At 70.0% G+C, this 19,194-nt stretch carries 17 protein-coding genes; 15 read left to right on the top strand and 2 right to left on the bottom strand.

Annotated elements, in window-relative coordinates; genetic code table 11:
* Positions 1 to 50: 50 nt before the first annotated feature.
* The 7 genes from rsmD (at position 51) to mutM (ending at position 5,138) form a co-directional block, all read left to right on the top strand.
* Positions 51 to 635 (top strand): 16S rRNA (guanine(966)-N(2))-methyltransferase RsmD, encoded by a 585-nt coding sequence (gene rsmD / locus ACF1FZ_RS26600; RefSeq protein ID WP_391775918.1) that lies wholly within the window; start codon positions 51 to 53, stop codon positions 633 to 635.
* A gap of 26 nt (positions 636 to 661) precedes the next feature.
* A complete protein-coding gene (gene coaD, locus ACF1FZ_RS26595; RefSeq protein WP_391775946.1) occupies positions 662 to 1,141 on the top strand; it encodes a pantetheine-phosphate adenylyltransferase in 480 nt (159 codons plus the stop codon).
* 97 nt (positions 1,142 to 1,238) lie between these two features.
* A complete protein-coding gene (locus tag ACF1FZ_RS26590) occupies positions 1,239 to 2,354 on the top strand; it encodes a cell division initiation protein (RefSeq protein WP_391775917.1) in 1,116 nt (371 codons plus the stop codon).
* A 136-nt stretch (positions 2,355 to 2,490) separates the two neighbouring features.
* Positions 2,491 to 3,162, top strand: a complete 672-nt coding sequence (locus tag ACF1FZ_RS26585; protein ID WP_391775916.1) for a YceD family protein — start codon at positions 2,491 to 2,493, stop codon at positions 3,160 to 3,162.
* 2 nt (positions 3,163 to 3,164) lie between these two features.
* On the top strand, positions 3,165 to 3,338 hold the full coding sequence (gene rpmF, locus ACF1FZ_RS26580) for a 50S ribosomal protein L32 (protein WP_003965982.1): 174 nt from the start codon (positions 3,165 to 3,167) through the stop codon (positions 3,336 to 3,338).
* A 19-nt stretch (positions 3,339 to 3,357) separates the two neighbouring features.
* Positions 3,358 to 4,182 carry a ribonuclease III gene (gene rnc / locus ACF1FZ_RS26575; RefSeq protein WP_391775915.1) on the top strand — a complete coding sequence of 275 codons (825 nt, stop codon included), beginning with the start codon at positions 3,358 to 3,360 and terminating at the stop codon, positions 4,180 to 4,182.
* Positions 4,183 to 4,280: 98 nt separating this feature from the next.
* Positions 4,281 to 5,138, top strand: a complete 858-nt coding sequence (gene mutM / locus ACF1FZ_RS26570) for a bifunctional DNA-formamidopyrimidine glycosylase/DNA-(apurinic or apyrimidinic site) lyase (protein ID WP_391775914.1) — start codon at positions 4,281 to 4,283, stop codon at positions 5,136 to 5,138.
* A 163-nt stretch (positions 5,139 to 5,301) separates the two neighbouring features.
* Here the strand turns inward: mutM and ACF1FZ_RS26565 are convergent, their stop codons facing one another.
* Positions 5,302 to 6,264, bottom strand: coding sequence for a CAP domain-containing protein (locus ACF1FZ_RS26565; protein ID WP_391775913.1), 963 nt, complete (start codon positions 6,262 to 6,264; stop codon positions 5,302 to 5,304).
* Positions 6,265 to 6,419: 155 nt separating this feature from the next.
* Between ACF1FZ_RS26565 and ACF1FZ_RS26560 the strand changes: the two genes are divergently transcribed.
* The 5 genes from ACF1FZ_RS26560 (at position 6,420) to ftsY (ending at position 14,549) form a co-directional block, all read left to right on the top strand.
* Positions 6,420 to 6,701 (top strand): acylphosphatase, encoded by a 282-nt coding sequence (locus ACF1FZ_RS26560; RefSeq protein WP_391775912.1) that lies wholly within the window; start codon positions 6,420 to 6,422, stop codon positions 6,699 to 6,701.
* 436 nt (positions 6,702 to 7,137) lie between these two features.
* A complete protein-coding gene (locus ACF1FZ_RS26555) occupies positions 7,138 to 7,350 on the top strand; it encodes a hypothetical protein (RefSeq protein ID WP_033304037.1) in 213 nt (70 codons plus the stop codon).
* Between the two features lie 330 nt (positions 7,351 to 7,680).
* Positions 7,681 to 11,364 (top strand): AAA family ATPase, encoded by a 3,684-nt coding sequence (locus ACF1FZ_RS26550; RefSeq protein ID WP_391775911.1) that lies wholly within the window; start codon positions 7,681 to 7,683, stop codon positions 11,362 to 11,364.
* Positions 11,365 to 11,620: 256 nt separating this feature from the next.
* Positions 11,621 to 13,039 (top strand): sugar porter family MFS transporter, encoded by a 1,419-nt coding sequence (locus ACF1FZ_RS26545; protein WP_391775910.1) that lies wholly within the window; start codon positions 11,621 to 11,623, stop codon positions 13,037 to 13,039.
* A 304-nt stretch (positions 13,040 to 13,343) separates the two neighbouring features.
* Positions 13,344 to 14,549, top strand: a complete 1,206-nt coding sequence (ftsY, locus tag ACF1FZ_RS26540) for a signal recognition particle-docking protein FtsY (RefSeq protein WP_391775909.1) — start codon at positions 13,344 to 13,346, stop codon at positions 14,547 to 14,549.
* Between the two features lie 65 nt (positions 14,550 to 14,614).
* Here the strand turns inward: ftsY and ACF1FZ_RS26535 are convergent, their stop codons facing one another.
* Positions 14,615 to 15,262, bottom strand: coding sequence for a bifunctional DNA primase/polymerase (locus ACF1FZ_RS26535; RefSeq protein ID WP_391775908.1), 648 nt, complete (start codon positions 15,260 to 15,262; stop codon positions 14,615 to 14,617).
* A 419-nt stretch (positions 15,263 to 15,681) separates the two neighbouring features.
* On the opposite strand from ACF1FZ_RS26535, the gene ACF1FZ_RS26530 reads away from it, so the two are divergent.
* The 3 genes from ACF1FZ_RS26530 to ACF1FZ_RS26520 all read left to right on the top strand — a co-directional run bounded on the left by ACF1FZ_RS26530 (position 15,682) and on the right by ACF1FZ_RS26520 (position 19,182).
* Positions 15,682 to 17,157, top strand: coding sequence for a hypothetical protein (locus ACF1FZ_RS26530; protein ID WP_391775907.1), 1,476 nt, complete (start codon positions 15,682 to 15,684; stop codon positions 17,155 to 17,157).
* A gap of 337 nt (positions 17,158 to 17,494) precedes the next feature.
* Positions 17,495 to 18,847 (top strand): ammonium transporter, encoded by a 1,353-nt coding sequence (locus tag ACF1FZ_RS26525; RefSeq protein WP_391775906.1) that lies wholly within the window; start codon positions 17,495 to 17,497, stop codon positions 18,845 to 18,847.
* Positions 18,844 to 19,182: a P-II family nitrogen regulator gene (locus tag ACF1FZ_RS26520; protein WP_391775905.1), complete on the top strand. Its 339-nt coding sequence runs from the start codon at positions 18,844 to 18,846 to the stop codon at positions 19,180 to 19,182. Before ACF1FZ_RS26525 ends, ACF1FZ_RS26520 begins: the two co-directional genes overlap by 4 nt.
* Positions 19,183 to 19,194: the final 12 nt, after the last annotated feature.

Below are 19,194 nucleotides of genomic sequence, written 5' to 3'. Positions count from 1 at the left end.
ACGGCGCGCGTCCCGTCCTGTGCGCCGCCCGCGACCCGAGGAACAGACCCATGACCCGCGTGATCGCCGGCACGGCCGGCGGACGCCGCCTGGCAGTCCCGCCCGGCACCGGCACCCGCCCCACCTCCGACCGTGCGCGCGAAGGCATGTTCTCCACCTGGGAAGCGCTCCTGGGCACGCTCGACGGCATCCGTGTCGCCGACCTGTACGCGGGTTCCGGCGCGGTGGGTCTGGAGGCGCTCTCGCGTGGAGCGGTCCACGCGCTGCTCGTGGAGGCCGACGCCAAGGCCGCGCGCACCGTGCGCGACAACATCCGCACGCTCGGTCTGCCCGGCGCCGAGTTCCGTGCGGGCAAAGCCGAGCAGATCGTGACCGGACCGGCACCCTCCGGTCCGTACGACGTGGTTTTCCTCGATCCGCCGTACGCCGTCACCGACGACGATCTCCGGGAGATCCTGCTCACACTCCGTGCTCAGGGGTGGCTCACGGACGACGCCCTCGTCACGGTGGAACGGAGCAGCAGAGGCGGGGAATTCAACTGGCCCGACGGATTCGAGCCACAGCGGTCCCGCCGCTACGGCGAGGCCACGTTTTGGTACGGTCGCGCCGCCTCTACGTGCGAAGACGCACGATGACCGCACCGGAGAGCGAGGGAATCACATTGCGCCGCGCCGTCTGCCCGGGGTCGTTCGACCCCATCACCAACGGGCATCTCGACATCATCGGACGAGCTTCGAAGCTGTACGACGTCGTCCACGTCGCAGTGATGATCAACCAGTCCAAGAAGGGCCTGTTCACCATCGACGAGCGGATCGAGATGATCCGCGAGGTCACCGCGGACTTCGGCAACGTGGAGGTCGAGTCCTTCCACGGCCTTCTGGTCGACTTCTGCAAGCAGCGTGACATCCCGGCGATCGTGAAGGGCCTGAGGGCCGTCAGCGACTTCGACTACGAGCTGCAGATGGCCCAGATGAACAACGGCCTCTCAGGGGTCGAGACACTCTTCGTACCGACGAACCCCACCTACAGCTTCCTGTCGTCCTCCCTGGTCAAGGAGGTCGCCACCTGGGGCGGCGACGTGGCGCACCTGCTGCCGCCGGCGGTCCACGACGCCCTCGTGGAGCGCCTCGGCCGGCAGTGAGGTGCTGACCATCCGTCACCAGGTGTCGGACGGGAGGCGACTGGCCTTACAGTCGTCCCGTCCGTCTCCAACAGCAGCAGAGAGTGGCGAGCACACGGTGGACGTGCAGAAGAAGCTCGACGAGATCGTCGAAACGGTCGGGAACGCCCGCTCCATGCCCATGTCGGCGTCCTGCGTGGTCAACCGGGCCGAACTGCTCGCGATGCTGGAGGAGGTGCGCGAGGCCCTCCCCGGCTCGCTCGCCCATGCCGAGGAGCTCATCGGCGGCCGTGAGCAGCTCGTCGAGCAGGCCCGGCAGGAGGCCGAGCGGATCATCGAGTCCGCTCACGCGGAGCGCAGCTCGCTGATCTCCGGCACCGAGATCGCCCAGAGGTCCCAGGCGGAGGCGGACCGGATCCTGTCCGAGGCCCGCAGGGAGGCCGACGAGGTCCGTGGCGAGGCCGACGAGTACGTCGACAGCAAGCTCGCCAACTTCGAGGTCGTCCTCACCAAGACCATCGGTTCCGTCGACCGCGGCCGTGAGAAGCTCCTGGGCCGCGGCGAGGGCGTCGACGAGCAGGGCTACGAAGACCCCGACTTCGCCGAGGCGCCGGAGCGCAGCGCCGATCCCGAGACGCTCCGCCGGCGTGCCGACGACTACGTGGACACCAAGCTCGGTGCCTTCGAGGCCGTGCTCGCCAAGACCCTGGAGGCCGTCGGACGGGGCCGTCAGAAGCTGCACGGCCGGGTCGCCACCGACGACCTCGGCGCGCACATGGCCGCCCAGGACGCCGCGGGCGGTCACCTGCACACCAGCGACGAGGACCACTGGGCCGGCCTGGCCGGCCTCGCCGCCCCCGAGCCGCAGCAGAGCCCCCGGCCCTCCTACACGGAGCCGTCCCAGCCCGGCTACGCGCCGGCCGCCGGCTACCAGGACCCCGCGCAGACCGGCTTCCCGGCCCAGGGCGGGTCCGAGCCGCAGTACGCACAGACGTACGGCTACCAGGATCAGCAGGCGGCGCAGGACGGCTACGGCTACCAGCAGCAGCCCGACCCTTACGCCGCCTACCAGCAGCAGGCGTACGACCCGAACCAGCAGCAGGAGTACGGCTGGCCGCAGCGGACCCAGGCCGCCCCCGCGCAGCAGGGGGAGAGCGCGCTCGACGAGACCAGTCTCTTCGACACCAGCATGATCGACCTGGAACAACTGCGCCGGTACGAGCAGGGCCGCTGACCGGAGCGGTCCGTACCGGATTGGGAGCTGGGCGGTACGTCCAGTATCCTGGCTCTTCGGTCGCGCGTATGTCCGTGATCCCGGCTGCCCTCTTTCCTCCGGACAGGGGCGGTCCTCCCGAAGCCTCACCTCGCACATGATTTCGAAAGCAGGAAAAGCCCTGAACGGTCACCTCGACCACCGAAACCCCCTCGTGTTCGATACGCGCGAGCTGGGCCGGCGTCCCGGTGCCATGAAGCGGCTGACCCGCTCGGTGGAAGCGCCCGGCTCGCCGGTCCTCGGTATCGACGGGGTCATCGGCGTGCCGGAGAGCGCGCCGGTGGCGCTGGACCTCCGCCTCGAATCGGTCATGGAAGGGGTGCTCGTCACAGGCACCGCCCGTGCGACGGCCGAGGGGGAGTGCGTAAGGTGTCTGGAGCCGCTGGCCCTCGAGGTCGAAGCGGACTTCCAGGAGATGTTCTCGTACCCTGACGCCGATGACCGGAACCGCAGCAGGACCGCGGACCCGGTCGACGACGCCGAGGACGACGAGGACAGGTTCTTTCTCGAGGACGACTCGTTCGACCTCGAGCCTGTGCTGCGTGACGCGGTGGTGCTCGCACTGCCGCTGCAGCCGGTGTGCAAGGAGACCTGTGCCGGTCTGTGTTCCGAATGCGGGATCAGGCTGGACGAGAATCCGGATCACCACCACGATGCCGTCGACATCCGTTGGGCGGCACTGCAAGGACTCGCCGAGACCGTTCAGGACGGCGAGAAGGACAACATGGGCGGCGCCGAACCGGGCGTCGACGAGAAGCAGGAGAAGTAGCCGTGGCTGTTCCGAAGCGGAAGATGTCGCGCAGCAACACGCGCCACCGCCGGTCGCAGTGGAAGGCTGCGGTCCCCACCCTGGTTTCGTGCGAGCGTTGCCAGGAGCCGAAGCTCCAGCACATTGCGTGCCCGAGCTGCGGCACCTACAACAAGCGCCAGGTCCTCGAGGTCTGAGCGGCTGGTGAGAGGCCCGATGTCTGAGTTGTCCAGCGCCAAGAAGCAGGCAGACAACGTCAACACAGCCTCGTCCCACACGCTTCTGGAAGGGCGGCTCGGGTATCACCTCGAGTCCGCCCTTCTGGTGCGTGCGCTGACCCATCGCTCGTACGCATACGAGAACGGCGGTCTGCCCACCAACGAGCGGCTCGAATTCCTCGGGGATTCGGTGCTCGGCCTGGTGGTCACGGACACGCTGTACCGCACCCACCCCGACCTGCCCGAAGGCCAGCTGGCCAAATTGCGGGCCGCGGTGGTCAACTCGCGTGCACTTGCGGAAGTGGGCCGCGGCCTCGAACTCGGCTCCTTCATCCGGCTCGGCCGCGGTGAAGAGGGTACGGGTGGCCGGGACAAGGCTTCCATCCTCGCCGACACCCTTGAAGCGGTGATCGGCGCCGTCTATCTCGACCAGGGCCTCAGCGCGGCCTCCGAGCTGGTGCACCGGCTCTTCGACCCGCTGATCGACAGGTCCTCCAACCTCGGAGCCGGCCTGGACTGGAAGACCAGTCTCCAGGAGCTCACCGCGAGCGAGAGCCTCGGAGTCCCCGAGTACCTCGTCACGGAGACCGGCCCGGATCACGAGAAGACCTTTACTGCTGCTGCTCGCGTCGGTGGTGTCTCGTACGGCACCGGCACCGGCCGTAGCAAGAAGGAAGCGGAGCAGCAGGCGGCGGAGTCCGCCTGGCGCGAGATCAGCGCCGCCGCGGAAGCGAGGGAGGCCGCGGCCGAGGCCGCAGCCGACGGAGGGGTCGCCGACATCCCTGCCGTCCCGTCGCCGCACTCGGACGCAGCTCCGGCCTGAATCATCCGGGAACCCCTCGGTGCGTCCGCGCACCGAGGGGTTTTCGCTGTCCCGTCACGGCTGTCACGCCCGTCCCGTCCCTCGAAGGAGTACCCGTCGTGCCCGAACTGCCCGAGGTCGAAGTCGTGCGCCGGGGCCTGGAGCGCTGGACCGCCGGGCGCACCGTCGAGGAGGTCGAGGTCCTGCATCCGCGTGCGGTCCGCCGGCACCTCGCGGGGGGTCACGACTTCGCGGCCCGGCTCCGCGGCCTGCGCTTCGGCGCGGCGATGCGCCGCGGCAAGTACCTCTGGGTCCCTCTCGACGAGGCGGAGTGCTCGCTCCTGGGGCACCTCGGCATGAGCGGGCAGCTGCTCGTACAGCCCGAGGAGGCCGCCGACGAGAAACACCTGCGGATCAGGATCCGCTTCGGCGACACACTCGGGACCGAACTGCGCTTCGTCGACCAGCGCACCTTCGGCGGGCTGTCACTGCACGGGAACACCACCGACGGCCTGCCCGACGTCATCGCGCACATCGCGCGCGATCCCCTCGACCCGGCCTTCGACGACACCGCCTTCCACCTGGCGCTGCGCCTGCGCCGTACGACGGTCAAGCGCGCCCTGCTCGACCAGTCCCTGATCAGCGGCGTAGGCAACATCTACGCCGACGAGGCGCTCTGGCGCAGCCGGCTCCACTACGAGCGGCCGACCGCGACCCTGACCCGCCCCAGGACGGCGGAACTGCTCGGCCATGTCCGGGACGTGATGCGGGAGGCACTCGACCAGGGGGGCACCAGCTTCGACAGCCTGTACGTCAATGTGAACGGGGAGTCCGGATACTTCGACCGGTCGCTGGACGCCTACGGGCGCGAGGACGAGCCCTGTCACCGCTGCGGGACACCGATGCGCAGGCGGCCGTGGATGAACCGTTCCAGTTACTTCTGCCCGCGCTGCCAGCGGCCGCCGCGGACCTCCTGACGTCACGGTTCACGCCTGGTGTGCCGCGTCGTACCGGCTCCGGGCTCCGACGGCCTCGGGCATCCGGTCCTCGAAGGACTGGATGAGGCTCCTCAGCCGCTCCTCGGCCTCACAGCGGGGTGCAGCGCGCCGCACGGGTGAGGGAGGACAGGCGGCGGAGGGATCAGAAGCCGAAGTCCTGCGTCCACCAAGGGCCGCCGGAGCCGAGGTGCACGCCCACTCCGAGGGTCTTGTAGTCGCAGTTGAGAATGTTCGCGCGGTGGCCCTCGCTGTTCATCCACGCGTCCATCACGGCCTGCGCGTCGGCCTGCCCCCGGGCGATGTTCTCGCCGCCGAGATTCTGCACACCGGCTGCGGCCGCACGATCCCAGGGGGTCGCCCCGTCGGGGTCGGTGTGGCCGAAGAAGTCACGGGCCGCCATGTCCTCGCTGAAGTCCTGGGCGAGCGCGGTCAGTGAGGTGCTGGTGGTGACCGGGCTGCAGCCGGCCGTCGCGCGCTCCTGGTTGACCAGGGAGAGGACGGCGGCCTGGGCGGAGGTGGCGGACGGGCTCGCCGGGGCGGCGGGCTTGCTGCTCGGGGCGGCCGACGAAGGCTTCGAAGCGGCCGGCGGCCGGGCCGCGGGGCTGGAGGGCGCGCTCTTCCTCGGCTGCTCGGCCGGCGGCTTCGTCCTCTCCGGCGTCTTCGCCGCCGGTTTCGACGCGGTGGCGGACGGCTTCCTGTCCGGCTTCTCGACCGGGGTGGCGGAGGGGGATTTGGAGGGGAGGGCGGAACGTCCGGCGCCCGGGCCGGCCCCGGCCGGGGACGAAGCCGACGACGAGGCCGACGCCGACGTGCGGCCGGTCGGCTCGGCTGACGACCCTCCCTGGGTCAGCAGGTCAGGAGCACCACCCGCGTACACCTTGTCGGCGGCGCCGCCTCCGCTGACGCTGTAGCTGTCGCCGCCGGGCAGCAGGCCGGAGGCGACAGCTACCGCTCCCACGGCCACGGCCGCGGACACGCCGAGGAGACCGGCCCGCACGGGTATGCCCGCTCGCTTCTTCCGGCGTGCACTTCGGTACCCGTCCTCCGTGTCCACCGCATGCTGCTCAGCGGCGGGGGCCGCGCCTGCGCGTCGATGCCGTCCCATGCGCTGTGCCTTCCTCGTGCTCCGGGCGTCGTTCCGACGTCACCGCATTCAAGATCAAATTCACCCGTTCGGGTGAGGCTATTGCGAGGGGACCTTACGCCATGACGGATTGGGGCGGCGTGCTCGTCGAGCAATGGGCCGGTTAGCGTTCGGGCATGAACGAAGACGCACGACTCGTCGTATGGGTACGCGGTCGAGTACAGCAAGTAGGTTTCCGCTGGTTCACCAGGGCAAATGCTTTGGAGATCGGAAGTCTCACCGGTTTCGCCCTCAATCTCGACGACGGCCGGGTGCAGGTTGTGGCGGAAGGGCCGCGTGAGAATTGCCACCGGCTGCTCGACTGGCTCGGTTCCAGCGACACGCCCGGCCGCGTGGACGGTGTCACTGAGATCTGGGACACGCCCCGGGGCGGCTATGAGGGATTCACGATCCGCTGATCACGAAGGAGGAAGAGGTCCGGGTCCGCTGTGCGCGCAAAGGGCGGCGACCGGTGAACGGGAAGGACCGCGAGGGCCGCGCACCCGAAATGACCTGCACAAGAAGCCGGTGGCCCGCCATGGTTGCCAAGAGGCGGGTGTCGTGCCAGGCTGCGGAATTGACGAAGATCTCCATGCCCTTCGGGTCCCGCGGGAGAGCCGCGCCGCATGATCGTCCAGCCGCGCGCCCCCGGGGCACCCGGCCCCGTGGCGTGTGATCGTGTTGACCGTCAAACTTTTTGGTGAGACGCTGAAAACCCCGCGCACCTTAGCTGTTCGGCAGAGCTGGAGACAGCGGAACAGCAGTGAACAGAGAGCACTGTCGAGCACCGCGGGTGCGATTCCCTCACGACCCACACCGCATCGGTCGGTCATACAGTGTGGAGGACCTTTCATCATGGCAAAGGCGCTTCTCGGTTACGTCGGCGGTTCCGACCCGCGACTCCTCGCCGAGATGCGACGGCTTCAGAAGCGCGTCCAGGACCTGGAATCCGAGCTCGTACGGATCCAGGACGAGAACGACGCGCTCAACGCCGCCGCTCAGCACCAGGAGTCGCTGCTCGACAGCATCGACATCGATGTTCCCCAGGCGGAGCCCGCGCTGACCTGATCCCCGGCCTTGCCGGGGCCGGCCGGTCCGCTCGCCAGCCGCTCGGGATCAACCATCGAAATCTTCGTCACGGATCGCTGTCCCGGACACCGGGGACTGCTGGTGATCCGGTCCGTCCGCGATCCGTCGCGTAGGGTTGTGCCCGGACCACCGCACAGCAACACCGTGCGGGTTTCACAAGGGACGCTTCGGCGTCCCTTCTTTCTTTGTCTCCTGGTCCGTCCCCGCCTGCCCTTTGGCCCGCCCCGGGCTTATCGCTCTTCGCCTACCGTCTGATGTGCCCTGCACCTTCATCAGCGAAACCGAGAGTGAAAGGTAGAGTCCGGCGGCGTGCACCTCAAGGCCCTGACCCTCCGTGGTTTCAAATCGTTCGCCTCCGCCACGACCCTGCGGTTCGAGCCGGGGATCACCTGTGTCGTCGGTCCCAACGGATCGGGCAAATCCAATGTGGTGGACGCGCTGTCCTGGGTCATGGGGGAGCAAGGGGCCAAATCCCTGCGCGGCGGAAAGATGGAAGACGTGATTTTCGCCGGCACCACGGGAAGGCCGCCGCTGGGCCGCGCGGAAGTCTCGCTGACGATCGACAATTCCGATGGTGCGCTGCCCATCGAGTACGCCGAGGTGACGATCACCCGGATCATGTTCCGCAACGGCGGCAGCGAATACCAGATCAACGGCGACACCTGCCGGCTGCTCGACATCCAGGAACTCCTCTCGGACTCAGGCATCGGCCGTGAGATGCATGTCATCGTCGGCCAGGGCCGGCTGGACTCGGTCCTGCACGCCGATCCGACGGGGCGCCGTGCCTTCATCGAAGAGGCGGCCGGTGTGCTCAAGCACCGCAAGCGCAAGGAGAAGGCGCTGCGGAAGCTGGAGGCGATGGGCGCCAACCTCGCCCGTGTCCAGGACCTCACCGACGAACTGCGGCGCCAGCTCAAACCGCTGGGCCGGCAGGCCGCCGTGGCGCGCCGGGCCGCCGTCATCCAGGCCGACCTGCGGGACGCCCGGCTGCGGCTCCTGGCCGACGACCTGGTGCGGCTGCGGGAAGCGCTGCGTGACGAGATCGCGGACGAGGCCGCCCTCAAAAAACGCAGGGAAGCGGCGGAGGCCGAACTCAAGGCGGCGCTCGTCCGTGAGGCGGGCCTGGAGGACGAGGTGCGCCGACTGGCGCCGCGGCTGCAACGGGCGCAGCAGACCTGGTACGAACTCTCGCAACTGGCCGAACGGGTGCGGGGCACGATTTCGCTCGCCGAGGCCCGGGCGAAGAGCGCCTCGTCCGCACCGGAGGAGGAGCGGCGCGGACGCGACCCGCAGGACATGGAGCGTGAGGCCGCACGGATCCGTGAGCAGGAGGCGGAGCTGGAGGCGGCACTCGAAGCGGCGGAGCACGCCCTGGAGGACACCACCGCACACCGCAGCGAACTGGAGCGGGAGCTGGCCGCCGAGGAGCGCAGGCTCCGGGACGCGGCCCGGGCCATCGCCGACCGGCGCGAAGGTCTCGCCCGGCTCCGCGGACAGGTCGACGCCGCCCGCAGCCGGGCGGCTTCGGCACAGGCCGAGATCGGCCGGCTGGGAGCGTCGAGGGACGAGGCGCAGGAGCGGGCCGCCGCCGCCCAGGAGGAATACGAGCAACTCAAGGCCGAGGTCGAAGGTCTGGACGCGGGTGACGCGGAGCTGGCGGACCAGCACGAGGGTGCGAAACGGGAGCTCGCCGGGGCGGAGGCCGCCCTGAGCGCGGCGCGCGAGGCGGTCACCGGGGCGGAACGCAGTCGCGCGGCGGTTTCGGCCCGGTACGAAGCACTGTCCCCGGGGCTCCGGCGCAAGGACGGCACCGGCGTCCTGCTCAGTGCGGGGGGCCGGCTCCCCGGACTGCTCGGACCGCTGGCGGAGCTGCTCACGGTGGCCCCCGGTCACGAGGTCGCCGTGGCCGCCGCGCTGGGCGCTGCCGCCGACGCCGTCGCGGTGACGGACCCGGCCGCGGCGGCGGACGCGATCCGCCTGCTGCGCAAGCAGGACGCCGGGCGCGCGGCGCTGGTGACAGGCGGAGCAGGGGCGGGGCGGGAACCCGCGCAGGCACCGGGACAGCCGCCGGAGCCGGTCGGTTCCCCTGCCGGTCAGGCGCCGGCGGGCACCGGACACGGCCACCCCCCGGCCGCCGGGACGGAGCACGGGGCGGCAGCGGCCGGCCGGGCCGTCGCCTCCGGGGAGCGCGGCGCGCCGGCCGTGGCCGACCTGCTGCAGGGGCCCGCCGAACTGCTGGCGGCCGTACGCCGGCTGGTGCGCGACATGGTGGTCGTCGGAACACTGGAGGACGCCGAGGAACTGGTCGCCGCCCGCCCAGGGCTGACCGCCGTCACTGCCGAGGGCGACGTACTGGGAGCCGATTTCGCACACGGTGGGTCCGCTGGGGCTCCCAGCCTGCTGGAGGTGCAGGCCTCCGTCGACGAGGCCGCCGCCGAACTGGCCGAACTCGCCGTGCGCTGCGAGGGACTCGCCTCGGCCCAGCGCGCCGCCGTGGCGCGGCGTGACGAGAGCGCGGCCCGGGTGGAGGTGCTGGGGGAGCGGCGCCGGGCCGCCGAGCGGGAGAAGTCCGCAGTGGCGCAGCGGCTCGGACGGCTGGCGGGGCAGGCCCGGGGCGCCGCCGGGGAGGCCGAGCGGATGACCGCTTCCGCGGCCCGGGCGCAGGAGGCGCTGGAGCGGGCCACCGAGGAGGCCGAGGAGCTGGCGGAACGGCTGCTGGTCGCCGAGGAGGACCCGGTGGAGGAGGAGCCGGACACCTCCGTCCGGGACCGCCTCGCAGCAGACGGCGCCAACGCACGCCAGACCGAGATGGAGGCCCGACTTCAGGCCCGTACCCACGAGGAACGCGTCAAGGCTCTCGCCGGGCGGGCCGATGCCCTCGACCGGGGGGCCCGCGCGGAACGAGAGGCCCGCGCCCGTGCCGAGCAGCGCCGCGCCCGGCTGCGCCACGAGGCTGCCGTGGCCACCGCCGTGGCGGCGGGCGCCCGGCAGTTGCTCGCCCATGTCGAGGTCTCGGTCGTACGGGCGGAGGAGGAACGGACCAGGGCCGAGGCGGCGAAGGCCGAGCGCGAGCGGGACCTGGCAGCCGAACGCGGCTGCGGCCGTGACCTCAAGAGCGAGCTCGACCGGCTCACCGACTCCGTGCACCGGGGCGAGGTGCTCGGGGCCGAGAAGCGGCTGCGCATGGAACAGGTGGAGGCCAGGGCGCTGGAGGAGTTCGGCGTGGAGCCGGCCGGTCTTGCCGCCGAGTACGGCCCGGACCAGCTGGTGCCGCCGTCCCCAGCGGCGGAGGGTGAGGAGCTTCCGGCCGATCCGGAGCATCCGCGTAACCAGCCGAAGCCGTTCGTCAGGGCCGAGCAGGAGAGGCGGCTGAAGGCGGCCGAACGGGCGTACCAGCAACTCGGGAAGGTGAATCCTCTCGCCCTCGAGGAGTTCTCGGCGCTGGAGGAACGGCACAAGTTCCTCTCCGAGCAGCTCGAAGACCTGAAGAAGACCCGGGCCGATCTGATGCAGGTGATCAAGGAGGTGGACGAGCGGGTGGAGCAGGTGTTCACGGAGGCGTTCCGCGACACCGCGCGTGAGTTCGAGGGTGTCTTCTCCCGGCTCTTCCCGGGCGGCGAGGGCCGTCTCGTCCTCACCGACCCGGACCACATGCTGACGACCGGCCTCGACGTCGAGGCCAGGCCCCCCGGCAAGAAGGTCAAGCGGCTCTCCCTGTTGTCCGGGGGCGAACGGTCCCTCACGGCCGTCGCCCTGCTGGTCTCCATCTTCAAGGCCCGGCCGAGTCCGTTCTACGTCATGGACGAGGTCGAGGCGGCGCTCGACGACACCAATCTCCAGCGTCTGATCCGGCTCATGGAGGAGCTCCAGGAGAGCTCCCAGCTCATCGTCATCACGCACCAGAAGCGGACGATGGAGGTCGCCGACGCGCTGTACGGCGTCTCCATGCAGGGTGACGGCGTCTCCAAGGTGATCAGCCAGCGGCTGCGCTGAACCCTCCTCCGTGCATCGGCTGACGCATGGGCACAGCTTCTTTACTTAATTTCCAACACTTCAACGCACCTTTTGGGCACTGCTGGGTACTTGTGAGGCACCTCTTCACCTGGGCCCAAGTCTTGACTTCGAAACTTGAACGCATAACCTCGTCAATGTTGTTTTTACCTTCAAGTGGTGGTCGGCTAGAAGTTGTGCGCCACTGAGAGGGCTCACCCCCCACACCTGACGTTGCGGCCAGGTACCAGGAGTTCATGTGACCAGCACAGCGCGCGGACCGGAGTCCGGAGCCCGGGAGGCCCATCCGGACCATCTCGGCCATGTCATCTTCATCACGGCAGCCGCAGCGATGGGCGGCTTCCTCTTCGGCTACGACAGCTCCGTGATCAACGGTGCCGTCGAGGCCATCCGCGACCGCTATGACATCGGGTCGGGGACGCTGGCACAGGTCATCGCGATCGCTCTGATCGGCTGTGCCATCGGCGCGGCCACGGCGGGACGCATCGCCGACCGCATCGGCCGTATCCGCTGCATGCAGATCGCCGCGGTGCTCTTCACCATCAGCGCCGTCGGCTCCGCGCTGCCGTTCGCCCTCTGGGACCTCGCCATGTGGCGGGTCATCGGCGGCTTCGCGATCGGTATGGCCTCGGTCATCGGCCCGGCCTACATCGCCGAGGTCTCGCCGCCCGCCTACCGCGGCCGGCTCGGCTCCTTCCAGCAGGCGGCCATCGTCATCGGCATCGCCGTCTCGCAGCTGGTCAACTACGGGATCCTGCAGCTCGCCGACGGTGACCAGCGCGGCAAGATCGGTGGCTTCGAAGCCTGGCAGTGGATGCTCGGGGTCATGGTCGTCCCGGCGATCCTGTACGGGCTGCTGTCCTTCGCGATCCCCGAGTCGCCGCGCTTCCTGATCTCGGTCGGCAAGAAGGACCGGGCCCGGAAGATCCTCGAAGAGGTCGAGGGCAAGAACGTCGACCTCGACGCGCGCGTGAACGAGATCGAGACGGCCATGCGCCGTGAGCACAAGTCCAAGTTCAGCGACCTGCTCGGAAGCCGCTTCGGCTTCCTGCCGATCGTCTGGGTCGGTATCGGCCTGTCGGTCTTCCAGCAGCTCGTCGGCATCAACGTGGCGTTCTACTACTCGGCGACGCTGTGGCAGTCCGTCGGCATCGACCCGTCCGGCTCGTTCTTCTACTCGTTCACCACGTCGATCATCAACATCATCGGCACCGTGATCGCCATGGTCCTGGTGGACCGGGTGGGCCGCAGGCCGCTCGCGCTCGTCGGTTCCACCGGTATGGCCATCGCCCTGGCCTTCGAGGCCTGGGCCTTCTCCGCAGACCTGGTCGACGGCAAGCTGCCGAGCACCCAGGGCGTCGTCGCGCTGGTCGCGGCCCATGTCTTCGTGCTCTTCTTCGCCCTCTCGTGGGGCGTCGTGGTCTGGGTCTTCCTCGGCGAGATGTTCCCGAACCGGATCCGTGCCGCCGCGCTCGGTGTCGCCGCCTCCGCGCAGTGGCTCGCCAACTGGGCGATCACCGCGAGCTTCCCCAGCCTGGCCGACTGGAACCTGTCGGGCACCTACATCATCTACACCTGCTTCGCCGTGCTCTCGATCCCCTTCGTTCTCAAGTTCGTGAAGGAGACCAAGGGCAAGGCGCTGGAGGAGATGGGCTAATCCCCGCTGCCCCTCTCCTCGACCCGCTGCCCCGGTCCGGCCCATGCCGGCCCGGGGCAGCGTTCTGCTGTCCGGGCCCGGGCCGGGTCCGGACAGGGGCGTCCTGCTGCGCCGGCAGCACATCCACCCGGCTCAGCGCCGGCCCGGCCGGTGCGCCCGCCGCCGGGGACGGGATCCAGGCCGCGGTTCTCCACGGACAGCGGCGTGTCTTTACCCCCAAACGTGGCATACGGCCCCGGCGGCCGGCTCCGACCGCTCTTCGCAACCGCGCCGGACCACTGCTGTGGCCGATACTGGACACGTTATGGAAATCGTCATCCTTGCTGTAGTCATCGCCCTGGTCGCGGTCGGCCTGATCAGCGGGCTCGTGGTCAGCAGCCGCAAGAAGAAGCAGCTGCCGCCCTCGGCGCCGTCGAGCACGCCGACCATCACTCCTCCCACCGAACCCCGTGTCGGTGAGGAAGCCGAGACGCCGCGCGACGAAGCGCGGCGCACCATCGAGGAGGTCGGTCTTCCCGGCGCCGGGACTCCCGTCGAGGAGACCCCGGTCGTCATCGAGCCGGAGATCCCCGAGCTCGAAGTCCCCGAGCCCACCGCCGGCCGCCTGGTGCGGCTCCGCGCCCGGCTCGCCCGCTCGCAGAACACGCTGGGCAAGGGGCTGCTCGCCCTCCTGTCCCGCGACAACCTCGACGAGGACACCTGGGAGGAGATCGAGGACACGCTCCTGACGGCCGACGTCGGCGTGACCCCCACCCAGGAACTGGTGGAACGGCTGCGCGAGCGGGTCCGCGTCCTCGGTACCCGGACGCCCGAGGAGCTGCGCACGCTGCTGCGCGAGGAGCTCGTCACCCTGCTCGGCCCCGACTTCGACCGTGAGGTCAAGACGGAGGGCGGGGACGGGACGCCCGGCGTCGTGATGGTCGTCGGGGTCAACGGCACCGGCAAGACGACCACCACGGGCAAGCTCGCCCGGGTCCTGGTCGCGGACGGCCGCAGCGTCGTGCTCGGTGCTGCGGACACCTTCCGCGCCGCCGCCGCCGACCAGCTCCAGACCTGGGGCGAGCGCGTCGGCGCCCGTACGGTGCGCGGCCCCGAGGGCGGGGACCCCGCCTCGATCGCCTTCGACGCGGTGAAGGAAGGCATCGCCGAGGGCGCCGACGTGGTGCTCATCGACACCGCGGGCCGGCTGCACACCAAGACCGGCCTGATGGACGAGCTCGGCAAGGTCAAGCGGGTGGTGGAGAAGCACGGACCACTCGACGAGATCCTGCTCGTCCTCGACGCCACGACCGGGCAGAACGGCCTCGTCCAGGCGCGGGTCTTCGCCGAGGTGGTCGACATCACCGGCATCGTCCTCACCAAGCTGGACGGCACGGCCAAGGGCGGCATCGTCATCGCCGTCCAGCGTGAACTGGGCGTCCCCGTGAAGCTCATCGGCCTCGGCGAGGGCCCGGACGACCTGGCCCCGTTCGAACCGGGCGCCTTCGTCGACGCGCTGATCGGTGACTGACCGGCACACCCCCGTGTACGCGTGAAGGGCGGTGGACCCGAGAGGGGTTCACCGCCCTTCGGTGTTCACCACCGGTGGCATATGTAGGCGAGGGCGCCCAGGAGCAGCCGGGCCTGCGGGGGAGCGGCAGCCGTGTCCCGCGCCGGCGGACGCAGCCAGCGGACGGGACCGAGGCCCCCGAGGTCCGACGGGGGAGCGGTGACGTACGCTCCGGGGCCCAGCGCCCGCAGATCGAGATCTGCGTCGTCCCAGCCCGTCCGGTAGAGCAGCCCGGGCAGCCCGGCCGCCGCGCCCGGGGCGACGAAGAACTGCGTACGGCCGGTGGGCGTCGACGCCACCGGCCCCAGCGGCACCCCCATCCGCTCCATTCGCACCAGCGCGCGCCGGCCCGCGGCGTCGGCGACGTCGAGCACGTCGAAGGTCCGGCCCACCGGCAGCAGGATCGAGGCGCCCGGCACCTCGGCCCAGGCATCCGCGACAGCACCGAGGGTGGCGCCCGGCGGCACCTCGCGGGCGGAATCCAGCGGGTGCGCGCCCGGGGCGGCGCACGCGGCGTCACCGCAGGAACAGGCCCCGGCCGCCGCACGCGCGCCCGGAGCCACCGCCCAGCCCCAGAGGCCTGTGTACTCCGCCACCGCGGTCGCACCGGCCGTACGGCTCCGGCGCCGCGTGCCGGACCGCATCTCCCGGATGCCGCCGATCGTGAAGCCCATGCCCCCTCCAACGGGTCCGACTCACCGGTGGTTACGACCCGGAGCCCTGGACGTCCTCCCGCCCCGCCGGTCGCCGGCGTGCGGTGTGGCGCCGCAGGATGCGCGATGCGCCCCGCGCGCCTCTGAATGCCTCATTCCGCTTATTGCTGATCGCGGCCTGTCAAGTGAATCGCGGACTACGCCGAACGGGTTCATCCGAAGGGGTGGCGAATGGTGGCGTTTCTGCAACGGCCCTCGCCAGGGCGGTGATCGCGGGATTACTGTGGGTGCTCGAAGCTGCAATTGCATGTGCAGTTGAGTATGCCTCGGGCAATTCGCCGGTTTGTTCGATGACGTGCAACGCCCGTACGGCCCACACCGGGACGCGGCATTCTGATAGAGGTTCGCGCGACAGGTTTCGGCGGATGGGGGGCGTTCCAGTGAGTGGCAGTGGCGCAGGCGAGACGAATGCCGGGAAGCGCCCCAACGGGCAACTGGGTTCGTGGTTCGTCCGGAGCGGCTGGTCGAAGGGCGAGCTCGCCCGCCAGGTGAACCGGCGGGCCCGTCAGCTGGGTGCCCACCACATCAGCACCGACACCTCCCGGGTACGCCGCTGGCTCGACGGCGAACAGCCCCGTGAACCGATCCCGCGCATCCTCTCCGAGCTCTTCTCGGAGCGTTTCGGCACCGTCGTCTCCGTCGAGGACCTCGGACTGCGCACCCCCCACCAGGCACCCTCGGTGGCGGGGGCCGACCTCCCCTGGGCGGGACCGCAGACCGTCGCGCTGCTCAGCGAGTTCTCCCGCAGCGACCTGATGCTCGCCCGGCGCGGCTTCCTCGGCAGTTCCCTCGCCCTGGCCGCCGGCCCGGCCCTCATCGAACCCATGCAGCGCTGGCTGGTGCCCGTCACCCGCCCGGGGCAGCCGGAACCGGAGCTGCCGGGTACGGAGAGCCGCCCCTCCCGGCTCTCCGGCCCCGAACTCGACCTGCTGGAATCCACCACGGCGATGTTCCGCCAGTGGGACGCCCAGTGCGGCGGCGGGCTGCGCCGCAAAGCCGTGGTCGGCCAGCTCCACGAAGTCACCGACCTGCTGCAGGAACCGCAGCCCCAGGCCACCGCCAAGCGCCTCTTCCGCTGCGCCGCCGAACTGGCCGAACTCGCGGGCTGGATGAGCTACGACGTGGGTCTCCAGCCCACCGCCCAGAAGTACTTCGTCCTGGCCCTGCACGCCTCCAAGGAGGCCGGTGACAAACCTCTGGGTTCGTACATCCTCTCCAGCATGAGCCGTCAGATGATCCACCTCGGCCGGCCCGACGACGCGCTCGAACTCATCCATCTCGCCCAGTACGGCAGCCGCGACTGCGCCACGGCCCGCACCCAGGCCATGCTGTATGCGATGGAAGCGCGTGCCTACGCCAACATGGGCCGGCCGAGCAAGTGCAAGCGAGCGGTCCGGATGGCCGAGGACACCTTCGCCGACGCCGTCCTCGACGACGAGCCCGAGCCCGACTGGATCCGCTTCTTCTCCGACGCCGAACTGCACGGCGAGAACGCCCACTCCTACCGTGACCTCGCCTATGTCGCGGGCCGCAGCCCCGCCTACGCCTCGCTCGCCGAGCCCGTCATGACCCGAGCCGTCGAGCTCTTCGGCGAGGACGACGAGCACCAGAGGTCCTACGCGCTCAATCTGATCGGCATGGCCACCGTGCATCTCCTCAAGCGCGAGCCGGAGGAGGCGGCCGTCCCCGCGACCATGGCCCTGAGGATCGCCAGGAAGGTCAGGTCGGAGCGCGTCAACACCAGGCTCCGCAAGACGGTCGACACCGCGGCCAGGGACTTCGGCGACATCCCCGAGGTCGCCGGGCTCAGCGATCTGCTCACCGAGCAGCTCCCGGAGACCGCCGAAGCGGTCTGACCGGCACCCTGCCACCGGCCGCGACGGCCGCCCCGTACCACCCGACTCGGCTCCCCCATCGCCAGGTCAGCGGGTCGCCGTCGTGGCCGGTTCACGTCGCCGGGTCTTCCGGCCGCACCGTATGCGGTGCGGCCGGCATGGTAGGCAGCGCACCGGGTCCGACGCCCCTGGTTCACCGGTACGTAACACACGCGGTTCCTTCGTCACCGCGGTGAAACACCGTGCGGCATTCGTGGAAACCGCGCTGCGCGAATGTCATGGCGCATAACCGGCCCGCACCTTTTCACCGTGGTCCCGCACCCCCGCACGTGGCCGCACCGACGACGAGGAGACGCCGATGCCCCCAGGCATCACGACGCTTGCCGCAGACGCTCCCGAGCTGTCTGCCGCCAACACCGGGTTCATGCTCATCTGCTCCGCGCTGGTGATGCTCATGACCCCGGCCCTGGCCTTCTTCTACGGAGGCATGGTCCGCGTCAAGAGCACCCTGAACATGCTGATGATGAGCTTCATCAGCCTCGGGATCGTCACGGTCCTGTGGGTGCTCTACGGATTCAGCCTCGCCTTCGGCACCGACATCGGCTCCGTCATCGGCTGGAGCTCGGACTTCGTCGGCCTCAGCGGGATCGGCGTCACCGAGCTCTGGGACGGCTACACCATCCCGGTGTACGTCTTCGCCGTCTTCCAGATGATGTTCGCCGTCCTCACCCCGGCCCTGATCAGCGGCGCCCTCGCCGACCGCGTCAAGTTCACCTCCTGGGCCCTGTTCATCGCCCTGTGGGTCACCGTGGTCTACTTCCCGGTCGCGCACTGGGTCTGGGGCGCCGGCGGCTGGCTCTTCGAGATGGGCGTCATCGACTTCGCGGGCGGGACAGCCGTCCACATCAACGCCGGTGCTGCGGCCTTCGGCGTGATCCTCGTCATCGGAAAGCGCGTCGGCTTCAAGAAGGACCCGATGCGGCCGCACAGCCTGCCGCTCGTCATGCTCGGCGCGGCGCTCCTGTGGTTCGGCTGGTTCGGTTTCAACGCCGGTTCATGGCTCGGGAACGACGACGGTGTCGGTGCCGTCATGTTCGTCAACACGCAGGTCGCCACCGGCGCGGCGGTCCTCGGCTGGCTCGCCTACGAGAAGATCCGTCACGGCTCCTTCACCACCCTGGGTGCCGCGTCCGGCGCGGTCGCGGGCCTCGTCGCCATCACCCCCGCGGGCGGTGCGGTCAGCCCGCTCGGCGCCATCGCGATCGGCGTCATCGCCGGCGTCCTGTGCGCCATGGCCGTCGGCCTCAAGTACAGGTTCGGCTACGACGACTCCCTCGACGTCGTCGGCGTCCACCTCGTCGGTGGCGTCCTCGGTTCGCTCCTCGTCGGCTTCTTCGCCACCGGCGGTGTGCAGTCCGACGCGGCCGGCCTCTTCTACGGCGGTGGACTCGGCCAGCTCGGCAAGCAGGCCGTCGGTGTCTTCGCGGTCCTCGCCTACTCTCTGGTGGTCTCCGCCGCCCTCGCGTTCATCCTCGACAGGACGATCGGGATGCGGGTCGGTGAGGACGACGAGATCTCCGGCATCGACCAGGTCGAGCACGCGGAGACGGCGTACGACTTCAGCGGTGCCGGCGGAGGCTCCGCCCCGCGCACCACGCCCCCGGCGCCCGGAACCACGACAGCCCCGACGAACAAGAAGGTGGACGCATGAAGCTCATCACCGCGGTCGTGAAACCGCACAGGCTGGACGAGATCAAGGAGGCCCTCCATGCCTTCGGCGTCCAGGGGCTCACCGTCACGGAAGCCAGCGGTTACGGGCGTCAGCGCGGGCACACCGAGGTCTACCGTGGTGCCGAGTACACGGTCGACCTCGTCCCGAAGATCCGTATCGAGGTGCTGGTCGAGGACGAGGACGCCGAACAGCTCGTCGACGTGGTCGTCAAGGCCGCCCGGACCGGCAAGATCGGTGACGGCAAGGTCTGGAGCGTCCCCGTCGAAACCGCGATCCGCGTCCGGACCGGCGAACGCGGCCCGGACGCACTCTGACCGGCGGTCCCT

It is taken from the genome of Streptomyces sp. NPDC014623 (genome assembly GCF_043088245.1).
Taxonomy (GTDB): domain Bacteria; phylum Actinomycetota; class Actinomycetes; order Streptomycetales; family Streptomycetaceae; genus Streptomyces.
This window is presented reverse-complemented; position numbering and strand designations above follow the sequence as displayed.

Excerpts from the sequence above, each read along its gene's own strand:
- ACF1FZ_RS26555 (WP_033304037.1), top strand. The coding sequence starts at position 7,138 with ATGGCAAAGGCGCTTCTCGGTTACGTCGGCGGTTCCGACCCGCGACTC.
- ftsY (WP_391775909.1), top strand. The coding sequence starts at position 13,344 with ATGGAAATCGTCATCCTTGCTGTAGTCATCGCCCTGGTCGCGGTCGGC.
- rsmD (WP_391775918.1), top strand. The coding sequence starts at position 51 with ATGACCCGCGTGATCGCCGGCACGGCCGGCGGACGCCGCCTGGCAGTC.
- ACF1FZ_RS26560 (WP_391775912.1), top strand. The coding sequence starts at position 6,420 with ATGAACGAAGACGCACGACTCGTCGTATGGGTACGCGGTCGAGTACAG.
- ACF1FZ_RS26535 (WP_391775908.1), bottom strand. The coding sequence starts at position 15,262 with ATGGGCTTCACGATCGGCGGCATCCGGGAGATGCGGTCCGGCACGCGG.
- ACF1FZ_RS26565 (WP_391775913.1), bottom strand. The coding sequence starts at position 6,264 with ATGGGACGGCATCGACGCGCAGGCGCGGCCCCCGCCGCTGAGCAGCAT.
- ACF1FZ_RS26520 (WP_391775905.1), top strand. The coding sequence starts at position 18,844 with ATGAAGCTCATCACCGCGGTCGTGAAACCGCACAGGCTGGACGAGATC.
- ACF1FZ_RS26525 (WP_391775906.1), top strand. The coding sequence starts at position 17,495 with ATGCCCCCAGGCATCACGACGCTTGCCGCAGACGCTCCCGAGCTGTCT.
- ACF1FZ_RS26585 (WP_391775916.1), top strand. The coding sequence starts at position 2,491 with ATGATTTCGAAAGCAGGAAAAGCCCTGAACGGTCACCTCGACCACCGA.
- rnc (WP_391775915.1), top strand. The coding sequence starts at position 3,358 with ATGTCTGAGTTGTCCAGCGCCAAGAAGCAGGCAGACAACGTCAACACA.